This window comes from Microbacterium sp. 1S1 (genome assembly GCF_008271365.1).
Taxonomy (GTDB): Bacteria; Actinomycetota; Actinomycetes; order Actinomycetales; family Microbacteriaceae; genus Microbacterium.
In genome coordinates this window covers 2,365,546-2,384,562 of record NZ_CP043430.1, presented here as the reverse complement: position 1 = coordinate 2,384,562, position 19,017 = coordinate 2,365,546, and the positions used below count along the sequence as shown (strand labels likewise).

22 protein-coding genes and 1 tRNA gene are annotated in these 19,017 nt (G+C 69.3%); 12 read left to right on the top strand and 11 right to left on the bottom strand.

The window, feature by feature from the left end; all coding sequences use genetic code 11:
• Positions 1-20: 20 nt before the first annotated feature.
• The 7 genes from ilvC to FY549_RS11480 form a co-directional block, all read right to left on the bottom strand.
• Positions 21-1,049 (bottom strand): ketol-acid reductoisomerase, encoded by a 1,029-nt coding sequence (gene ilvC / locus FY549_RS11510; protein ID WP_060920979.1) that lies wholly within the window; start codon positions 1,047-1,049, stop codon positions 21-23.
• A 58-nt stretch (positions 1,050-1,107) separates the two neighbouring features.
• Entirely contained in the window at positions 1,108-1,617 is a 510-nt protein-coding gene (gene ilvN / locus FY549_RS11505; protein WP_025103268.1) for an acetolactate synthase small subunit, read from the bottom strand.
• A gap of 3 nt (positions 1,618-1,620) precedes the next feature.
• Positions 1,621-3,420 carry an acetolactate synthase large subunit gene (locus FY549_RS11500; protein WP_149085140.1) on the bottom strand — a complete coding sequence of 600 codons (1,800 nt, stop codon included), beginning with the start codon at positions 3,418-3,420 and terminating at the stop codon, positions 1,621-1,623.
• Between the two features lie 70 nt (positions 3,421-3,490).
• Positions 3,491-5,209: a dihydroxy-acid dehydratase gene (gene ilvD, locus FY549_RS11495; protein WP_149085139.1), complete on the bottom strand. Its 1,719-nt coding sequence runs from the start codon at positions 5,207-5,209 to the stop codon at positions 3,491-3,493.
• A 9-nt stretch (positions 5,210-5,218) separates the two neighbouring features.
• Positions 5,219-6,016 (bottom strand): trehalose-phosphatase, encoded by a 798-nt coding sequence (otsB, locus tag FY549_RS11490; RefSeq protein ID WP_149085138.1) that lies wholly within the window; start codon positions 6,014-6,016, stop codon positions 5,219-5,221.
• Between the two features lie 40 nt (positions 6,017-6,056).
• The gene (locus FY549_RS11485; protein ID WP_149085137.1) at positions 6,057-7,463 is read right to left on the bottom strand and encodes a trehalose-6-phosphate synthase; all 1,407 of its coding nucleotides are present in this window, start codon (positions 7,461-7,463) and stop codon (positions 6,057-6,059) included.
• Between the two features lie 65 nt (positions 7,464-7,528).
• Positions 7,529-8,785 carry an MFS transporter gene (locus FY549_RS11480; RefSeq protein ID WP_149085136.1) on the bottom strand — a complete coding sequence of 419 codons (1,257 nt, stop codon included), beginning with the start codon at positions 8,783-8,785 and terminating at the stop codon, positions 7,529-7,531.
• A gap of 207 nt (positions 8,786-8,992) precedes the next feature.
• On the opposite strand from FY549_RS11480, the gene FY549_RS11475 reads away from it, so the two are divergent.
• Positions 8,993-9,292: a hypothetical protein gene (locus FY549_RS11475; protein WP_149085135.1), complete on the top strand. Its 300-nt coding sequence runs from the start codon at positions 8,993-8,995 to the stop codon at positions 9,290-9,292.
• 21 nt (positions 9,293-9,313) lie between these two features.
• Here the strand turns inward: FY549_RS11475 and FY549_RS11470 are convergent, their stop codons facing one another.
• Genes FY549_RS11470 through FY549_RS11460 form a run of 3 tightly spaced genes read right to left on the bottom strand, consistent with a single transcriptional unit; the run spans position 9,314 to position 11,934 of the window.
• Positions 9,314-10,498, bottom strand: coding sequence for an acetyl-CoA C-acetyltransferase (locus FY549_RS11470; RefSeq protein ID WP_149085134.1), 1,185 nt, complete (start codon positions 10,496-10,498; stop codon positions 9,314-9,316).
• Complete coding sequence (locus tag FY549_RS11465; RefSeq protein WP_187614861.1) at positions 10,491-11,159, bottom strand: CoA transferase subunit B; 669 nt, start codon at positions 11,157-11,159, stop codon at positions 10,491-10,493. Before FY549_RS11465 ends, FY549_RS11470 begins: the two co-directional genes overlap by 8 nt.
• Before the next feature lies 1 nt (position 11,160).
• Entirely contained in the window at positions 11,161-11,934 is a 774-nt protein-coding gene (locus tag FY549_RS11460; protein ID WP_149085133.1) for a CoA transferase subunit A, read from the bottom strand.
• Positions 11,935-12,038: 104 nt separating this feature from the next.
• Between FY549_RS11460 and FY549_RS11455 the strand changes: the two genes are divergently transcribed.
• The 8 genes from FY549_RS11455 (at position 12,039) to FY549_RS11420 (ending at position 16,938) form a co-directional block, all read left to right on the top strand.
• Positions 12,039-12,827 (top strand): IclR family transcriptional regulator, encoded by a 789-nt coding sequence (locus tag FY549_RS11455; RefSeq protein WP_149085132.1) that lies wholly within the window; start codon positions 12,039-12,041, stop codon positions 12,825-12,827.
• 36 nt (positions 12,828-12,863) lie between these two features.
• The gene (locus tag FY549_RS11450; protein ID WP_149085131.1) at positions 12,864-13,301 is read left to right on the top strand and encodes a MarR family winged helix-turn-helix transcriptional regulator; all 438 of its coding nucleotides are present in this window, start codon (positions 12,864-12,866) and stop codon (positions 13,299-13,301) included.
• Complete coding sequence (locus tag FY549_RS11445) at positions 13,298-14,536, top strand: MFS transporter (protein ID WP_149085130.1); 1,239 nt, start codon at positions 13,298-13,300, stop codon at positions 14,534-14,536. Before FY549_RS11450 ends, FY549_RS11445 begins: the two co-directional genes overlap by 4 nt.
• Positions 14,537-14,558: 22 nt before the next feature.
• Positions 14,559-15,041, top strand: a complete 483-nt coding sequence (locus FY549_RS11440; RefSeq protein ID WP_149085129.1) for a YbaK/EbsC family protein — start codon at positions 14,559-14,561, stop codon at positions 15,039-15,041.
• Positions 15,042-15,122: 81 nt separating this feature from the next.
• Positions 15,123-15,815, top strand: a complete 693-nt coding sequence (locus tag FY549_RS11435) for an SOS response-associated peptidase (protein WP_149085128.1) — start codon at positions 15,123-15,125, stop codon at positions 15,813-15,815.
• Positions 15,816-15,960: 145 nt separating this feature from the next.
• Positions 15,961-16,299, top strand: coding sequence for an ATP-dependent DNA ligase (locus FY549_RS11430; protein WP_149085127.1), 339 nt, complete (start codon positions 15,961-15,963; stop codon positions 16,297-16,299).
• 64 nt (positions 16,300-16,363) lie between these two features.
• A complete protein-coding gene (locus tag FY549_RS11425; protein WP_149085126.1) occupies positions 16,364-16,633 on the top strand; it encodes a hypothetical protein in 270 nt (89 codons plus the stop codon).
• A gap of 29 nt (positions 16,634-16,662) precedes the next feature.
• On the top strand, positions 16,663-16,938 hold the full coding sequence (locus FY549_RS11420; protein ID WP_149085125.1) for a hypothetical protein: 276 nt from the start codon (positions 16,663-16,665) through the stop codon (positions 16,936-16,938).
• 186 nt (positions 16,939-17,124) lie between these two features.
• On the opposite strand, the gene FY549_RS11415 is transcribed toward FY549_RS11420, so the two are convergent.
• Positions 17,125-17,197 (bottom strand) — tRNA-Lys (locus tag FY549_RS11415).
• 156 nt (positions 17,198-17,353) lie between these two features.
• Here FY549_RS11415 and FY549_RS11410 point away from each other — a divergent pair.
• From FY549_RS11410 to FY549_RS16540, 3 genes are all read left to right on the top strand, one after another.
• Positions 17,354-18,151 carry an inositol monophosphatase family protein gene (locus tag FY549_RS11410; RefSeq protein ID WP_149085124.1) on the top strand — a complete coding sequence of 266 codons (798 nt, stop codon included), beginning with the start codon at positions 17,354-17,356 and terminating at the stop codon, positions 18,149-18,151.
• A 16-nt stretch (positions 18,152-18,167) separates the two neighbouring features.
• Entirely contained in the window at positions 18,168-18,725 is a 558-nt protein-coding gene (locus FY549_RS11405; protein ID WP_149085123.1) for a hypothetical protein, read from the top strand.
• Positions 18,726-18,819: 94 nt separating this feature from the next.
• A complete protein-coding gene (locus tag FY549_RS16540; protein WP_187614860.1) occupies positions 18,820-18,993 on the top strand; it encodes a hypothetical protein in 174 nt (57 codons plus the stop codon).
• Positions 18,994-19,017 lie beyond the last annotated feature (24 nt).

Here is a 19,017-nt window from a genome sequence, read left to right as displayed (position 1 = left end):
CCGTTCGTTCGCGAGTCGAATCAGCGCGCGGCGCTGCCGTCGACGTAGTCCTCGTCCTGCTGCTTCCAGGCGAAGAGCGAACGCAGCTCCTTGCCGGTCGCCTCGATCGGGTGCTGCTCCTCCTTGGCGCGGAGAGCGAGGAACTCCTCGGCCCCGTTGTCCTGGTCCTCGATGAAGCGCTTCGCGAACGCGCCGGACTGGATGTCGGACAGGACACCCTTCATGCTCTCCTTGACGCGCTCGTCGATCACGCGCGGACCCGAGACGTAGTCACCGAACTCGGCGGTGTCGGAGATCGACCAGCGCTGCTTGGCGATGCCGCCCTCCCACATGAGGTCGACGATGAGCTTGAGCTCGTGGAGCACCTCGAAGTAGGCGATCTGCGGCTGGTAGCCGGCCTCGACGAGCGTCTCGAAGCCCGCCTGCACGAGGTGGCTCATGCCGCCGCAGAGCACGGCCTGCTCGCCGAAGAGGTCGGTCTCGGTCTCCTCGGTGAAGGTCGTCTTGATGACGCCGGCACGGGTGCCACCGATGGCCTTCGCGTACGAGAGCGCGAGGTCCCAGGCGTGGCCGGACGCGTCGCGCTCGACGGCAATGATGTCCGGGATGCCGCGGCCGGCGACGAACTCGCGACGTACGGTGTGGCCCGGTGCCTTGGGGGCGACGAGGATCACGTCGACGCCTTCGGGCGCGTCGATGTAGCCGAAGCGGATGTTGAAGCCGTGCGCGAAGGCCAGGGTCTTGCCCGCCGTCAGGTTCGGGGCGATGGACTCGCTGTAGATCGTGCGCTGGTGCTGGTCCGGCGCGAGGATCATGATGACGTCGGCCCACTCGGTCGCCTCGGCGACGGTCTTCACGGGGAAGCCGGCCTCCTCGGCCTTCGCGGCCGACTTCGAGCCCTCCTTGAGGGCGATCGCGACCTCGACGCCCGAGTCGCGCAGGTTCTGGGCGTGGGCGTGGCCCTGCGAGCCGTAGCCGACGATGGCGACCTTCTTGCCCTGGATCAGGGACAGGTCGGCGTCGTCGTCGTAGAAGATCTCGGTGCTCACTGGTTTCTCTCCTTGGTTGTGGTTGTGCGGGACACGCGGTCCCCGAGTCTGTCGAAGGTCAGCCGCGCAGGACGCGCTCGGTGATGCTCTTGCCGCCGCGGCCGATCGCGAGGAGGCCGGACTGGGCGATCTCCTTGATGCCGAAGGGCTCCAGTGCGCGCAGCAGCGCCTCGACCTTGCCCTTGTCTCCGGTGACCTCGATGACGAGGGCGTCGGCGGCGTAGTCGACGACCGAGGCGCGGAAAAGGTTGACGACCTCGATCACGTTCGAGCGGCTGGCGTTGTCCGTGCGCACCTTCACGAGCATGTGCTCGCGCTGCACGGACGACGCCGGGTCGAGCTCGACGATCTTGATGACGTTGATCAGCTTGTTGAGCTGCTTCGTCACCTGCTCGAGCGGCAGCTCCTCCACATCGACGACGACCGTGATGCGGGAGATCCCCGGAACCTCGGTCACGCCGACGGCGAGGGAGTCGATGTTGAAGCCCCGGCGCGCGAACAGGCCGGCGACGCGGGTCAGAAGGCCGGGGGTGTTCTCCACCAGCAGGCTCAGGACATGGGTCGACATGGCTCAGTCCTCCTCGTCGAACGCGGGCGCGTGGTCGCGCGCGTACTGGACATAGCTGTTGCTGACGCCCTGCGGCACCATCGGCCACACCATGGAGTCGGCGCTCACGACGAAGTCGATCACCACGGGGCGGTCGTTCGTCTCCAGCGCGAGCCGGATGGCGGCGTCGACCTCCTCTTCCTTCTCCACGCGGATCGCGAGGCAGCCGTACGCCTCCGCGAGCTTCACGAAGTCGGGGATGCGGATCGTGCCGTGCCCGGTGTTCAGGTCGGTGTTCGAGTGGCGGCCGTCGTAGAACAACGTCTGCCACTGCCGGACCATGCCCAGCGAGGAGTTGTTGATGATCGCGACCTTGATCGGGATGTTGTTGATCGCGCAGGTCGCGAGCTCCTGATTGGTCATCTGGAAGCAGCCGTCGCCGTCGATCGCCCAGACCTGGCGCTCCGGCTCGGCGACCTTGGCGCCCATGGCCGCGGGCACCGAGTAGCCCATCGTGCCCGCACCGCCGGAATTCAGCCAGGCGTTCGGACGCTCGTACTTGATGAACTGCGCGGCCCACATCTGGTGCTGACCCACGCCGGAGGCGAAGATACCCTCCGGACCGGTGAGCTCGCCGATGCGCTGGATCACGTACTGCGGAGCCAGCAGGCCGTCGGTCGTCGGCGCGTAGCCGAGCGGGAACTCGTTCCGCAGCCCGTCGAGGTACGACCACCACTCTTCGATGTCCGGCTTGCCGCTGCCGATGACGCCGCGGAAGGCCGCATCCAGGTCGGTGAGGACGTCGCGCACATCGCCTACGATCGGCACATCGGCGGTGCGGATCTTCGAGATCTCGGCGGGGTCGATGTCAACGTGCACGACCTTGGCGTGCGGTGCGAACAAGGCGGCCTTGCCCGTCACGCGGTCGTCGAAGCGAGCACCGAGCGACACGATGAGGTCGGCTTCCTGCAGCGCCAGGACTGCGGGAACCGTGCCGTGCATCCCGGGCATGCCCAGGTGCTGGGAATGCGAGTCCGGGAAGGCACCGCGCGCCATCAGGGTCGTGACGACGGGCGCGCCTGTCGACTCGGCGAGCTCGAGCAGCTCGGCCGCCGCGCGGCCGCGGACGACACCGCCGCCGACGTACAGCACCGGCTTCTTCGCCTCCGCGAGGAGGGCAGCCGCCGCCTGGATCTGCTTGCCGTGTGCCTTGGTCACCGGCCGATAGCCGGGGAGGTCGATCTTCGGCGGCCATACGAACGGGGCCACGGCCTGCTGCGCGTCCTTCGTGATGTCCACGAGCACCGGACCGGGACGGCCTGTGCCGGCGATCTCATAGGCGGCCGCGATCGCGCCGGGAATGTCCGCCGCATCCTTCACGAGGAAGGAGTGCTTCGTGATCGGCATCGTGATCCCCACGATGTCGGCCTCCTGGAAGGCATCCGTCCCCATCAGCGTCGAGAACACCTGACCGGTGATCGCGAGCAACGGGACCGAGTCCATGTACGCGTCAGCGATCGCGGTGACGAGGTTCGTCGCCCCCGGTCCGGAGGTCGCGATGCAGACGCCCACCTTGCCGGAGGCGGAGGCGTACCCTTCGGCCGCGTGTCCCGCGCCCTGCTCGTGCCGCACCAGGATGTGGCGCAGCTGCGACGCGTCCATCAGCGGGTCGTAGACCGGGAGGATCGCCCCGCCCGGAAGACCGAAGACGTCCGTGACGCCGAGCAACTCGAGCGAGCGGACGACGGCCTCTGCGCCGGTGATCTCCGGGGCGGATGGGCGGGCGGGTGGCCTCGGCACGGCCGAGACGGAGTCAGCAGTCATGACTTTCCTTCTGATGAACTGTGCGGGACACCGGCGCTCCGATCGAGCGGATTCAGAGCCGGTCGATGGATCAGCCGGTCGTCGCTCCCTCGGCGGCGGACCGCACGAGGCGCGAGTACTTGGCAAGAACGCCTCGGGTGTAGCGCGGGGGAAGCGGCTCCCAGCCGGAGCGGCGGGAGGCGAGCTCCGCCTCGTCGACGAGTAGGTCGAGAGAACGAGCTGCGATATCGACCCGTATCAGATCACCATCGCGCACGAAGGCGATGGGACCTGCGTCCACCGCTTCGGGTGCTATGTGGCCGATGCACAGGCCGGTTGTGCCGCCTGAGAATCGTCCGTCCGTCAAGAGTAGTACATCTTTTCCGAGCCCCGCGCCCTTGATGGCCGCGGTGATCGCAAGCATCTCGCGCATACCCGGTCCGCCCTTGGGGCCCTCGTAACGGATGACGATCACGGTCCCCGGCTCGATAGACCCCTCAGCGACGGCGTCCATGGCGGCACGCTCGCGTTCGAAGACCCGTGCGGGGCCTTCGAAGACGGCCGCGTCGAAGCCGGCGGTCTTGACCACGGCGCCCTCCGGCGCGAGCGAGCCGTGCAGGATCGTGAGCCCTCCGGTGGCGTGGATGGGGTTGTCGAACGTGTGGATGACCTCGCCGTCGATCGGCTGCGGGTCGAGGTCGGCGAGGTTCTCGGCGAGCGTCTTGCCGGTGACCGTCAGCGCGTCACCGTGCAGGAGCCCCTCGTCGAGCATCGCCTTCATGATGACGGGGATGCCGCCGTGCCGGTCCACGTCGTTCATGACGTACTTGCCGAACGGCTTCATGTCGGCCACGTGCGGGACCTTGTCGCCGATGCGGTTGAAGTCGTGCAGGCTCAGCTCGACCTCGGCCTCGCGAGCGATGGCGAGAAGGTGGAGGACGACGTTGGTGGAGCCGCCGAGGGCCATCGCCAGCGCGATGGCGTTCTCGAACGCCTCCTTGGTCAGGATGTCGCGGGTCGTGATGCCCTGACGGAGCAGGTTGACGACGGCCTCGCCCGAGCGGTGCGCGAAGTAGTCGCGACGGCGGTCGGCAGCGGGCGGCGCGGCGGAGCCAGGAAGGCTGAGTCCCAGCGCCTCGGCGACGGAGGCCATCGTGTTGGCGGTGTACATGCCACCGCAGGCTCCCTCACCGGGAGCGATCGCGCACTCGATGCGCTTGAGGTCCTCTTCGCTCATGAGGCCGGCGCGGCAGGCGCCGACCGCCTCGAACGAGTCGATGATGGTGACGTCCTTCTCGGTGCCGTCGGAGAGCTTGACCCAGCCGGGCGCGATCGATCCCGCGTACAGGAACACGCTCGACAGATCGAGACGCGCACTCGCCATGAGCATGCCGGGGATCGACTTGTCGCAACCGGCCAGCAGCACCGAGCCGTCGAGGCGCTCGGCCATCATGACCGTCTCGACGGAGTCCGCGATCACCTCGCGCGACACGAGCGAGAAGTGCATCCCCTCGTGGCCCATCGAGATGCCGTCGGAGACGGAGATGGTGCCGAACTGCAGCGGATAACCGCCGCCGGAGTGCACGCCCTCCTTCGCCCCCTGCGCGAGCCGGTCGAGGCTCAGGTTGCAGGGCGTGATCTCGTTCCAGCTCGACGCGATGCCGATCTGCGGCTTGTCCCAGTCGGCGTCCCCCATGCCGACCGCGCGGAGCATGCCGCGGGAGGTCGTCGCCTCGATGCCGTCGGTGACGACGCGGCTGCGGGGCTTGATGTCGATGGGCGCGCTGGTGGAGGGATCATGCGAGGACATGACGAGAGTCTATTCCTGCGCGACGACCCTCTCGTTCGCGAGCGTCTCCAGAAGCGCGGCGATCTGTTGTGGAGAGTCCACACGCAACGTGGCGGCGCTCTCGCCCGGTCCGACGCGTACCCCGAGGTCCCCCTCCTGCAGCACCCGCATCGCGTCCTCGTCGGTGACGTCATCTCCGGCGAACAGGATGCCCGTCGCGTCGAAACGCTCGCGAAGGGCGATCATGGCGGCGTCCTTGCCCTCGTTCCGCGACGAGAACTCCAGCACCCGATGGCCGGCCCGTCGTCGCCAGTGCGGGAAGCGCTCCGCGACGAGGGCGTCGATCTCGGCGAAGACCTTCTCCTCGGTCTCGCGGTCCGCGCGCCGTGTGTGCACACCCATGCCGAAGGTCTTGGGCTCCAGCTCGGCACCCTCGTAACGGTCGATGATCGGCCGCGCGGCGGCCCACAGCTCCTCGCGCGCTCCCGCCTCGGTCGCATCGCCCGGCGCGTCGGCGGCGCCCTCCCCGGGGAACCAGTACTGGGCGCCGTGGGAGCCGGCGAGGACGACCACGGAGTCGTCGGTGTGCTCGGTGATCTCACGGAGGTCGTGCATGCTCCGCCCCGAGACATAAGCCACGACGGTGTCGGGCATCGCAGCGAGGCGGTTCATCTGCACGACGACCTCGGGCAGGGCCCTGGCAGCCATGGGGTCCACGACCAGCGGGGACGCGGTGCCGTCGAAGTCGAGAGCCACGACCAGCCGCGGGGTCGTCGCGAGAGCGGTGAGGTCGGCGTCTGCGGTTCCGGGGATCCAGGGGCGCGTCACGGTGTCTCCGATCGAGGAAGGGGGGTGTGCGGAAGGGGACTCAGCGACCGCGGACGTTCGCGAGGGCCTCGAGGAAGGACGACGACCAGGCATTCACGTCGTTGTCCAGGACCCGGCGGCGGAGCGAACGCATGCGACGGGCCTGCTCGGCGGGTGACATCTCGACCGCCTCCATGATGGCGTCCTTGAGTCCGGCGATGTCGTGGGGGTTCACGCGCACGGCTTGACGGAGCTCGTCCGCCGCCCCGGTGAACTCGCTGAGCACCAGCACGCCGCGGTTGTCCGTCCGTGTGGCGATGTACTCCTTCGCGACGAGGTTCATCCCGTCGCGCAGCGCCGTCACGAGCATGACGTCGGCAGCGAGATACAGCGCGACCATCTCTTCCCTCGGGTAGCCCTGGTGGAGGTAGCGGATGGCGGAGTGGCCGACCGTGTCGTGGTCGCCGTTGATACGGGCGACCGCGAGCTCGATCTCGTCCCGGAGGTGCGCGTAGGCGTCCACGCGCTCCCGGCTCGGGCTGGCCACCTGGATGAGCGTGACGTCGTCGACGTCGAGGCGACCGTCCTCCAGGAGCTCGCCGTACGCCTTGATCCGGTGTCCGATCCCCTTGGTGTAGTCCAGCCGATCGACGCCGAGGAGGATGCGCTTCGGGTTGCCGAGACTCGCACGGATCTCGGCGGCGCGCGCTCGGATGTCCTCCCTGGCCGCCAGCTCGAGGTACGGCGCGGTGTCGATCGAGATCGGGAAGGCCTTGGCCACCGCCGTGCGCGTTCCATCCTGATCCGGGATCGTGATGCTGGACCCCTTCACCTCGTAGCGCAGCCGACGGCGGACCGCGGTCAGGAAGTACGTGGCATCCTGCGCCCGCTGGAAGCCGATGACGTCCGCGCCGAGCAGCCCGCGGAGCACCTGGTCGCGCCACGGCAGCTGCGCGTACAGGCCGTGGGCGGGGAACGGGATGTGGTGGAAGTAGCCGATCGTGACGTCGGGGCGAAGCTCGCGCACCATTTGCGGCACGAGCTGGAGCTGGTAGTCGTGCACCCAGACGGTGCCGTCCTGCGCGACCGCCGCCGCGGCGGCCTCCGCGAAGCGGCGGTTCACGCGCACGTACGCGTCCCACCACTCGCGGTGGTACTGGGGCGGGGCGATGACGTCGTGGTAGAGCGGCCAGATCGTGTCGTTGGCGAAGCCCTCGTAGTAGTCGGCTACCTCGTCGGCGCTCAGCGCCACCGGGATGAGGTGGATGCCGTCGCCCTCGAAGGGCTGGAGCTCGACGTCCGGCTGACCCGGCCAGCCGACCCAGGCGCCGTGGACGCGGCGCATCATGGGTTCGAGCGCGGCGACGAGGCCGCCGGGCGACGTCCGCCAGGTCTCCTCGCCGTCGGGGCCCACGACCCGGTCCACCGGGAGGCGGTTGGCGACGACGACGAAATCAGCAGCGGTCACAGGGGCACTCCTCGGTCCGGGAGCTTCCAACCTATCGAGGATGCGCGCGTCCCGCCGGTCGGCGCTCAGGCCTTGACAGCGGCGGTCGTGCGGTGCACACCGCTGAGCGCCCAGTTTCCCACACCGGCGGCGAAGGCGATCCCTGCGGCGATCATCGGGAGGACGAGCGCGGCGGAGGTGCCGACGTTCTCCGCGATCTCCCCCGCCACCGCGGCGCCCAGCGACTGGCCGACGACCACGCCGGAGCCGAGCATCGTCATCACGGTCGCCGACCGCCCGCGCGGACTCCGCGCGGCGCCGAAGCTGTACTGGGTGACGAGCGTGGGGCCGATGCCGATGCCCATGATCGCCAGGGCGAGCATCATCCCCCCCGGCGAATCGACCGCACCCAGCAGCAGCGAGCCGGCGAGCAGAATCCCGGAGAAGACGAGCCACCGCGCCCGCAGGGTGAACCGGGCGGGGAGCCACGCGACGCCGAGGGCCAGCAGGGCCGATCCGACACCCATCACGCCGTACAGCAGACCCGCCTGCTCCGGCGCGCCGAGGTCGGCCATGAAGGACGTGAGCGAGGTGAGCATCGTGCCGAAGAAGATACCGACCCCGAGGATGCCGAGGACCACGATGAGGAGCTGCGGCCGGAACAGCTCGGACACGGAGGACGGAGCTCGGCCGTCGTCCGTGCGATCCTGCGACACGTGCCGTCCGCTCGGGTGCAGGGCGAAGGCGCCGACGAACACCAGGGTCAGCACGGCGGCACCGACCAGCGGTGCCCACGGCGCGAGGGCCGATGCGAGCACGCCTACGAGGAACGGGCCGAACACGAAGACCGTCTCGTCGGCGGCGGACTCGTACGCCATCGTGCCGGAGACCGTGCGCGCTCGACGCTCCGCGGGCATCCGCTCTCCGATGATCGTCACCAGCCGTGAGCGAGAGAGAGGCGCCACCTGCGGGGCGGTCGCGCCGATGCCGATTGCCGCGAGGAGCACGAATCCGTCCGCGGCGGGGCCGTACACCACGGCGGTGAAGAGCAGGAGCATCGCCGCGTTGCCGACCGCGAGTGCGAGGAGCACCGTGCGCTGACCGAAGCGGTCGGCCGCGGCGCCCAGGAGCGGTCCGAAGCACGCGGTGCCGAGGCCGACGGCAGCGGACGTGAGCCCGCCGAGGGACAGTGATTCGCGCGCCGACACGACGACGGTGAGGACGCCGACGACCATCATCGCGAACGGCAGACGGGCGATGAACGCGATGAGGAAGTAGGGCAGGCCGGCGAGACGGAAGAGGCTCGGCTCGGCGAGATCGGGCGTGGTGCTGGCGTGTGTCATGGCTCTCGCGCGTCGACGACGCGATGTCGGGTGCCGCCGCTGTCCGTCGGAGATGCCGACGGCCGGTAGATACACGGTGTGTGCGGCCGCGGGTGAACCGCGACCGTTCCATGATATCCGGCGTGGCTGGGTGGACGCTCTGCCAGCCGCTCCCCCGCCTTGTCAAGGCTCCGCCGGCCGCCGGCCGCCTGCGGGTACCGTAGGGGCATGCGCTACCTCTTCAGCACCGGACTCGTCGCCGCGATCTCGGCAGGGATCTCGCTGCTGCGCGGCACCCGCAACGAACCCATCACCTGGCGCTCGCTCCTGTCGTGGGTGAGCTGGGGCATCACCATGGCACTCGCCGTCGGGGCCGTCGTGGATATGCGTCGTGAGCGTCGCGGCATACCCGTGGACGCCGATTCCCCGCAGTCGGTGAAGAAGTCCAAGAAGGCGCAGCGCTTGCAGTTCCGGTCGCAGAAGGCTCTGGCCGACGCGCAGGCGCACGCCCAGGACAAGCGATCCTGACGTACCCCCGAGTCGACGTCGTCAGCGCGTGAGGACCAGCGCCTCCCCCTGACCGCCACCGCCGCACAGACCGACTACGGCTGTGCCCCCGCCCCGACGGGCGAGTTCGTGCGCGGCATGGACGACGAGTCGGTTGCCGGACGCGCCGATCGGATGACCGATCGCGATGCCGCCACCGTGGACGTTGACGATCTCGCTGTCCAGGCCGAGCTCGGTCTGCGAACGGGCCACCACGGCTCCGAACGCCTCGTTGATCTCCACGAGGTCGAGATCCTGCGGCGTGATCCCCTGCTTGCGACACGCCTGCTCGATCGCCCGCGCGGGCTGCGCCTGGAGTGAGTTGTCGGGCCCTGCGGTCTGGCCGCTCGCCCCCACGGTCGCGAGCACCGGCCACCCCTTGGCCTCGGCGGTCCCCCGCATCGTGACGACCACGGCGGAGGCACCGTCCGAGATCTGTGAGGAGTTGCCCGCCGTGATCGAGCCGCCTTCCGCGAAGGCCGCTCGGAGCCCCGCGAGGGTCTCCACCGTGGTCTCAGGGCGGACCCCCTCGTCGCGGGTCACCCGCACCGGCTCGCCCCGACGCTGCGGCACCTCGATGGGGACGATCTCCGCGTCGAGGACGCCGCTCTCCTGCGCTGCGGCGGCTCGCTGGTGCGAGAGCGCCGCGACCTGGTCCTGGGCCTCCCGGGTGAGCTCGTAGCGCGCGTTGTGCCGCTCCGTGGACGCGCCCATGCTCTCCCGGTCGTACGCGTCGGTCAAGCCGTCGTAGGCCATGTGGTCGAGCACCTCGACCGTGCCGTAGGTCCAGCCGTCGCGGGAGCCCATGAGGAGGTGAGGCGCGCGGGTCATGGACTCCATGCCCGCCGCGACGACGACCTCGGCGTCCCCGGTCCGGATCATGCGCGCGGCGTCGATCACGGCGGTGAGTCCGGAGAGGCACACCTTGTTCACGGAGTGAGCAGGGACGTCCCAGCCGATCCCTGCGCCGATCGCCGCCTGGCGGGCAGCGTTCTGCCCGGATCCCGCGGCCAGCACCTGGCCGACGATGACCGCGTCGACGTCTCCCGGGTCCACCCCGCCCTGCTCCAGCGCACCGCGGATCGCGAACGACCCGAGCTGCGGCGCCGTGAACGCGGCGAGCTGCCCCTTCAGCCGGCCCTGCGGGGTGCGCGCGGCGGCGACGATGACGACATCGTTCTCACTCATGGTTGTCGGTCCTTCCCATCTGCAGTTCGGGGGCGAGACGGAGCGGCGGCTCCGTGGCCTGCCGTACCTGCTCCACCGTGATGTCCGGGGCGAGCTCGACCAGAACGAGGCCCTCCGGGGTCACGTCGATCACCGCGAGGTCCGTGATGATCCGATCCACGACGCCGCGTCCGGTCAGCGGCAGCGCGCACTCGTCGACGATCTTCGGCGAGCCGTCCTTGGCGACATGCTCCATCAGCACGATCACCCGTCCGGCGCCGTGCACGAGATCCATCGCACCCCCCGGGCCCTTGACCATCTTGCCGGGGATCATCCAGTTCGCGAGGTCGCCGGAAGCGGAGACCTGCATCGCCCCGAGGATGGCGGCATCGATCTTTCCGCCGCGGATCATGCCGAAGCTGAGGGCGGAATCGAAGAACGCCGCACCGGGGAGCGTGGTCACCGTCTCCTTCCCGGCGTTGATGAGATCCGGGTCGACCTCGTCCTCCCGAGGGTACGGCCCCACTCCGAGGATGCCGTTCTCCGACTGCAGCACCACGGTCACGTCCGACGGAACGTGGTTCGGAACGAGCGTGGGGAGGCCGATGCCGAGATTCACATACGCCCCGTCCGGCAGCTCGGCCGCGGCGCGCGCTGCCATCTGATCTCTCGTGAGCGCCATGTCAGGCTCCTTCCGCGGCGACCGTACGCCGCTCGATGCGCTTGGGGATGTCCTCGCCGACCTCGACGATCCGATGCACGAACACCCCGGGGAGGTGGATCGCATCGGGGTCGAGCTCGCCCGGTTCGACGAGCCGCTCGACCTGCGCGATGCAGACGCGTCCGGCCATCGCAGCGAGCGGGTTGAAGTTCCGCGCCGCCTTGGTGAAGATCAGGTTGCCGTGCCGGTCGCCGCGCGCCGCGTGGACGAGGGAGAAGTCGGTCGTGATCGCCTCCTCCAACACGAACTCGCGGGACTCGCCGTGCACCGCGAAGGTGCGCACGTCCTTGGGCGGCGAGGCCACCGCGATCGAGCCGTCGGAGTGGTACCGACGGGGCAGGCCGCCCTCGGCCACCTGAGTGCCGACGCCCGTCTGCGTGAAGAACGCGGCGATGCCCGCACCGCCGGCGCGCAGCTTCTCGGCGAGCGTGCCCTGGGGCGTGAGCTCGAGCTCGAGCTCACCGGAGAGGAACTGACGCTCGAACTCCTTGTTCTCGCCGACATAGGACGAGGTCATCTTCCTGATGCGCTGCGCCGCGAGCAGGACGCCCAAGCCCCAATCGTCCACGCCGCAGTTGTTGCTCACGACGCTCAGATCGGTCGTGCCCTGGGCGAGAAGTGCCTCGATGAGGGCGATCGGGTTTCCCGAGAGCCCGAAGCCTCCGACCGCGAGCGAGGCACCGTCCGGGATGTCGGCGACCGCAGCTGCCGCGGATTCCCATTGCTTGTCGATCACGTCTGCTCCTTCGGTTCCGTGTCTCCTTCAGCTTCCCGCTCACCCGGGACATCCGGCCACCGCGCTCTTGCGATGTGGACTCGCGCCGCACTAGCGTCCACGATATGGAATCCGCGACGAACGCCGTCCCCGGCGCCCAGGCCGTCGCCAGGGCCGCGCGTCTTCTGCGATTGGTCACGTCCGCCGGGACCGACGGTGCGACCCTGCACGACCTCGCCGGTAACGCTGGCCTCTCGCGACCGACCGCGCACCGCCTCCTCAGCGCCCTGCGGGTCGAGGGGCTCGTCGACCGCGATCCCGACAGCAATCGGTGGATGCCGGGGCCCGAGTTGTTCCTCATGGGATCCGTCGCCGCCGCCCGGTACGACGTGACCGGTCTGGCCCGGGACATCGTGCGGTCGCTCGCCGTCAAGACCGAGGAGAGCGCGTTCTTCTCCGTCCGGCGCGCGGACGAGACGGTGTGCCTGCTGCGCGAGGAGGGCTCCTTCCCGATCCGCTCGTTCGTGCTCAGCGAGGGAGTGCGATTCCCGCTCGGAGTCGCGAGCGCCGGCCTCGCGATCCTCGCCTTCCTCCCCGACCACGATGTGGATGCGTACCTGGAGCGCCACCCGGAGCTCATCGAGACCTGGGGACGCGCTCATGGCGAGCGCCCGCTGCGGAAGCGCCTCGCCGAGACGAAGGAGCGGGGTTTCGCCGTCAACCCGGGCCTGATCGTCGAGGGGAGCTGGGGTCTCGGCGCGGCGGTGTTCGATCGGGCCGGGCGACCGGAGTGGGCACTGAGCCTCACCGGTGTCGCCTTCCGATTCGGACCCGAGCGTCAGGCCGAGCTGGGTCGGATACTCCTCGCCCACGCGCATCAGCTCTCGGCCAGGATCGCGCACGCCCGGCGCTGACCTTCGACACATACCATTCGATATATACTCAATGGTATGAATCGTTCCGAGGTCATCCCCTCCCTCGTCCTGTCGAGCTACGCACTGGGACGCATCGCCGCTCAGGATGCGGGTAATGAGGCACCGGCCGCCCAGTGGCGGGTCCTCAGCCTGCTCGACCAGTCGGGGCCCCACCGGGTCGGCGAACTCGCCGCGGCCGCCCGCACGACGCAACCCGGAATGACCCGGCTCCTCGGCACCCTCGAACGCGAGGGTCTCGTGCACCGGTCCTCCGACCCCGACGATTCCCGTGCCACCGTCGTCGCCGTGACCCCGGACGGGACGGCGGCCCTGGCCGCCTGGCGCTCCGAGTTCCGGGCGACGATCGCTCCGCGCTTCGCCGACCTCGATGACGACGACTGGCACGCCCTCACCCGCGCGGCAGAGATCCTCGCCGCGAGGACCTCCGCAGACCGAACAGGAGATCTCCGTTGAACACCGCCCCCGCTTCCCCCGCTTCCTCGGTCTGGAGGCAACCCGCCCAAGTCTGGGCCGTCGCCTTCGCCTGCGTCGTCGCCTTCATGGGGATCGGACTCGTCGATCCGATCCTGCCGGCGATCGCGGAGTCTCTCGAGGCCACACCGGTCGAGACAGAGCTGCTCTTCACCAGCTACCTCCTGGTCACCGGCCTCGCGATGCTCGTCACGAGCTGGATCTCCAGCCGGATCGGCGCCAAGGCCACTCTGCTCGTCGGCCTCGGGCTGATCGTCGTGTTCGCCTTCCTCTGTGCGATCAGCGGCAGCGTCGACGCGGTCATCGGATTCCGTGCCGGCTGGGGGCTGGGCAACGCGTTGTTCATCTCGACGGCGCTGGCCACGATCGTGGGCGCCGCGGCCGGTGGCAGCAGTGCGGCGATCGTGCTGTACGAGGCGGCCCTCGGCCTCGGCATCGCCGTGGGTCCGCTGCTGGGCGGCATCCTCGGCGAGCAGAGCTGGCGCGGACCATTCTTCGGCGTCGTCGCTCTCATGGCCATCGCGTTCATCGCCGTCCTGGTGCTGCTACGGGGGCCGCGTGAGAAGCGCACGCCCGTGAAATTCTCCGCTCCGTTCACCGCCCTACGCCGCCCGGCGCTCGCGATCCTCGCCGTTGCCGCCCTGTTCTACAACATCGGGTTCTTCGTCCTGCTCGCGTTCTCCCCCTTCCCGCTGGGTTTCGGCGCGATGGGGATCGGTCTCACCTTCTTCGGCTGGGGCGTGGCCCTCGCGATCACCAGCGTCTGGGTCGCCCCCGTCCTGATGCGTCGCATGCCGAGGACCCGCGTGATCCTCACCGTACTGCCGCTGCTGGCCCTCGATCTCGTTGCCGCAGGCCTGGTCGTCGCCGAGCCGGTCGCTCTCGTCGTGTGCATCATCGTGGGCGGCCTGCTGCTCGGCGTGATGAACACGGTGTTGACGGAGGCCGTCATGGAGGCGACGGACCTGCCCCGCTCCGTCGCTTCCTCGGCCTACTCCGCGGTGCGCTTCCTCGGCGGCGCGATGGCCCCGCCGATCGCGGCTCTCCTGTGGCACCTGTTCAGCGCCACCGTGCCATACCTGTTCGCCGCCGCGGCTGTCCTGCTCGCCGCGCTCACGATCCTGCTCGGCCGGAAGGTCCTCGCGCACATCGACGACGAGCCCGCCGACGCGACAGCAGAGGACGCAGCGGCCATCCTCGTCGGCGACGCCGGCTGAGGCGCTCGGCTAGCGTGGGGGCATGATCGACGACCCTCCCCTCCCCGAGCGCAGCCGACGGGTGCAGGAGCACCTGCTCGCGGCCGGAGTGCGCACCGAGATCCGGGTCCTTCCGGACTCGGCGCGCACCGCCGCGGCGGCGGCCACCGCGATCGGGTGCGAGGTCGCCGCGATCGCCAACAGCCTCGTCTTCCTCGCCGACGGTCAGCCCGTCCTCGTGATGACCAGCGGCGGGCACCGGGCGGACCTCGCGGTGCTGGCACGGAGCATCGGGGCGGGGGCGGTGGTCATGGCACCCCCTGCCGTCGTCCGTGCCGCCACCGGGCAGGCCATCGGCGGAGTGGCCCCCGCCGGCCATCCTGAGCCCCTGCCGACCTTCATCGATAGGTCCCTCCTGGAGCACGACGTGATCTGGGCGGCGGCTGGCCATCCGCACACTGTCATGCCGCTGACCTTCACACAGTTGTCGAGGCTCACCGCCGGCACGGTGATCGAGGTCGTCTGACACGGTGATGTCCGCGCCATGCCGCATGATGGAGGCGATGCGGGCTGCGGGGCGCGCGACCGGAGAGATGGAGGCGACGAGATGTGCGGACGATTCGCGAACGACGCGGCGACGGACGAATTGATCCGTGAGTTCGTGGCCGAGGGCGGCCGACCGGAGGACTGGTGGAAGTCCTGGCACGGCGCGTACTCGATCGCGCCGACGGAGAGCGCGCCGATCGTGCGAGACCGCGGTGAGGGACGCATCCTCGAACTCGTGCGGTGGGACTGGCAGAGTCCTCCCAACCGGCCACAGCGCGCACCCCTCATCAATGCGCGGATGGAGAAGCTCGCAGCCGGCTTCTGGGCGCCGGCGTTCTCCGCGGCCCGCTGTCTCGTGCCGATGCGCGGGTACTTCGAGTGGACGGGTGAGAAAGGACACAAGACCCCGCACTTCCTGCACGGAGACGGACTGCTCGCGGCCGCCGGTCTCACGTGGTCGATGGAGCACGACGGTGAGAAGGTGCGGTGCTTCGTGGTCGTCACGAGGGAGGCACGCGACGCCGGTGGCGAGGTGCACGACCGGATGCCCGCCTTCCTGACCCCGGACACCTGGGACGCCTGGCTCACGCCGGAGAAGCTCACCGGGCAGAGCAAGCTCGACACGCTCGCCATGCTCGATCACACGTCCGCCGACGTCGCGGCCACGCTCCGGGGTCACGTCGTCGACCGCAAGGTGAGCAACACGCGCACCGTCGATCCCGCGGACCCCACCCTCCTCGAGCCGGTGGGCTGAGGCGGGGAGACACGCGAGGACACGCGACACCCCGGCCGGGTAGGAAATCAGGCGGAAATGTGAAACGCTGAGCAGACCCCACACCAGCGGTCAGCTTGGCCGCGCCTCTTCGCACAGGTTTCCGTGGAGAGAAGGGCCTCTTGCAATGGGCAAGTTCATCTACGAGAACAGCGTCAAGGTCGACATCGAAGATCGCGCTCTCACTCACATCCAGCTGGTGATGACCGCGAAGCTCCGCCGCGGCGAGCCCTTCGGCTTCACGTGGAAGGACGACGCAAGCATGGGCGGAGGTCGGACGACGGTCTGGATCCACGCCGGCAGCTCGCTGGTGTACAAGTACCACGGAAGCAGACAGCCGAGCGTGAACCGCGCCTGGGTCGAGGCCCTCGCCTTCACCGCGAATGCTCCCAGCGGCCTGTACCTCGTGCCAGAGCCTGCAGAGCAGCAGCACGACGATCGCGACGGCGCACTCGCGCGGCCGTAACACGACCGCCGAGGCTGTTCAACCCCCCTTACCAACGCCCGTGTCGGTTCGTACCGTGGAGGCCATGGGGAACAAGACGGGAATGACGACGACGCACATCGAGATCGATGGGCACGACTTCCTCCTGCCTCGCAGCACGGACGTCGCGGACCTCATGTCTCGGATCGAAGCGGCCGCCCGCGCGCAACCCACGTTCATCGATCTGGCAACCGGCGACAGTCTCACCAGTGTGCTCATCACGGCCCAGTCCCGCGTCGTTGTGTATCTGATCCGCGAGGACACGGGAGCCGAAGCGCCGATCGACGCCCGCTCGACGCTCGACTGGGATCTCTGACCATCCGGGCTCGCTCATAGACTGGACGGATGCTCGTCGCTCTCATCCGCCCTCGAGGATCCCGGACCGTCGATGTCACCGGGACCTCTCTGGAAGACGTCTACACCCAGCTCGATGCGCATCGCGAACCCGGATACGCGCTGACCTCCGCCCCGGTGCGGATGCTGAAGGGCGAGGCCAAGATGGAGGCGACCGGTACCTTCCAGCGCATCGACGGCGTCGAGCAGATCGAGGCGGAAGACATGGCCGGCATCGAGGCGAAGGTGCCGGAGGGCTGGCAGCTTCTCTCCGTCCGCCGCGCCTGAGGCGCGCTCACGCGCGGTGCGGTCCTGAGCCGGCCTCACCCGGCTGGCCCACTCACTCCGGCGCGAGGTCGAAGACGCGCCTCCTTCGGCCCCGGGGGGGTGCGGTTGTGATCCCGCCACTGCCGCCGATGGTGCCGAGACAGAGAAAAAGCCTCGGAGATGGCGAGATCTCTGAGGCTAGTTCCGTGCACCCCCAGGGACTTGAACCCTGAACCCACTGATTAAGAGTCAGTTGCTCTGCCGATTGAGCTAGAGGTGCGTGGCCCGGGATAACCCCGACCGAGGAATTACATTACCAGCGGTTGGCGCCGAGGCGAAATCGACCGCGGCCCGGGCGTGGCTCGGACCTTCCGCCCCGCCGATCCTGGCCGATGGTGTCTGCGGGCGTGGCCTCGACCGCGACTATCCTGAGTTCGTGACCGCCACTCCCGACGCCGCCGATCTGCGCGCCGATCTCCAGCTCGCCCTCCGTCTCGCCGCCGCCGCGGACGCGCAGTCCCTCCCCCGGTTCGACGCCGCGGACCTGGAGATCTCCACCAAGGCGGACAACTCGCACGTGACCGACGCCGACCTCGCGACAGAGCGGGCCATCCGCCGCATGCTCGAGGACGAGCGCCCGGGTGACGGCATCTTCGGCGAGGAGTTCGGCGCTCAGGGCAGCACCGTCCGTCAGTGGATCATCGACCCCATCGATGGGACCTCGAATTTCCTGCGCGGCGTTCCGCTGTGGGGCACGATGATCGCGCTCGCGATCGACGGGGTTCCGCAGGTCGGCGTGGTCAGCATGCCCGCGCTCCGCCGCCGGTGGTGGGCCGCCGCCGGTCTCGGCGCATGGACCGCGTCCGACGGGACGGAGCGACGTCTGGCCACCTCTGCCGTCTCCTCGTTGGACGACGCGAGCGTGAGCTTCCAGAGCATCGCCCAGTGGCGCGACGCCGGACAGCTCGACGCCCTGCTTCGCCTGAGCGAGCGCGTCTGGCGCGATCGGGCGTATGGCGATGTCTACGCGTACATGCTCCTCGCGGAGGGGCGGCTCGAGGCCGTTGCCGAGTTCGACGTCAAGGAGTACGACATCGCCGCTGCCGTCGCCATCGTCCAGGAAGCCGGCGGACGCATGACGGCCTTCGACGGATCGGAGACGATCTCGGCGCGCTCGACGCTCGCAACCAACGGCATCCTCCACGACGACTTCCTGCGGCTTCTGCACGACTGACCAGCTCTGAGGCTCCATGACTCTCCGACGACTCGCGACCCTGACCGGTCTCGTGCTGATCGGGGCGCTCCTCGCTGCCTGCGCTCCGGAGAGCGCACCGGGACCGTCGCCGTCGACGTCGCGGGAATCCCCGCCGGCGACGGGAGACACGGCCACCACTCCCGCGCCGGGCAGTGACGAGCTGACGTGCGAGTCGTTGGTCTCGCACGGTACCGTCGCCGCGCTCACGGACGCGGGCTGGACGGCGGAGCCGCGCGAGTTCATCGTCGGCGGAGTCGAGCTGCCGCAGGGCCTCCTGTGCTTCTGGGCCGACTTCACCGTGCCCTCGGATCACGGTCAGATGTACGGGTGGTCTCCGCTGTCCGCGACGGACGCGGAGCGTGCGCAGGAGAGCCTCGTCGCCGAAGGCTGGCGGAGCGAGAAGGGCCCAGAAGGGGTGTACGTCACCGAGGATCCGCAGTACGCGATGAGCACGGATGAGGACGGCTACGGCATGACCTACCTCTTCGGCGACGGCTGGGTGAAGGTCGCGGACACGAAGCAGGGGCTCCTGCTCGTCGAAGGACCGGAGTGACGACGAACAGAGTCCCCTGTGCTGTTGTCAAGCGGCTGGGTCGCAGAGCGTCGAGGGACGATGCTGGACACATCCGTTGAGGAAAGGAATGCGCATGGGTAACGACAGCGACCGCAACGACATCAGCACCGAGCCCTCCCCCGGCCCGGAGGAGAACGACAACCTCGGCGCCGAGGACAACAAGGGCGAACCGCGCACCGTCCCGCCCACGGACGGCGCGGACGACGAGGACGACGTCGTCGCCGAAGACCCCGACGGCTCGCGCTAGAGTCCGGCCCAGAGAGAGCCCCGT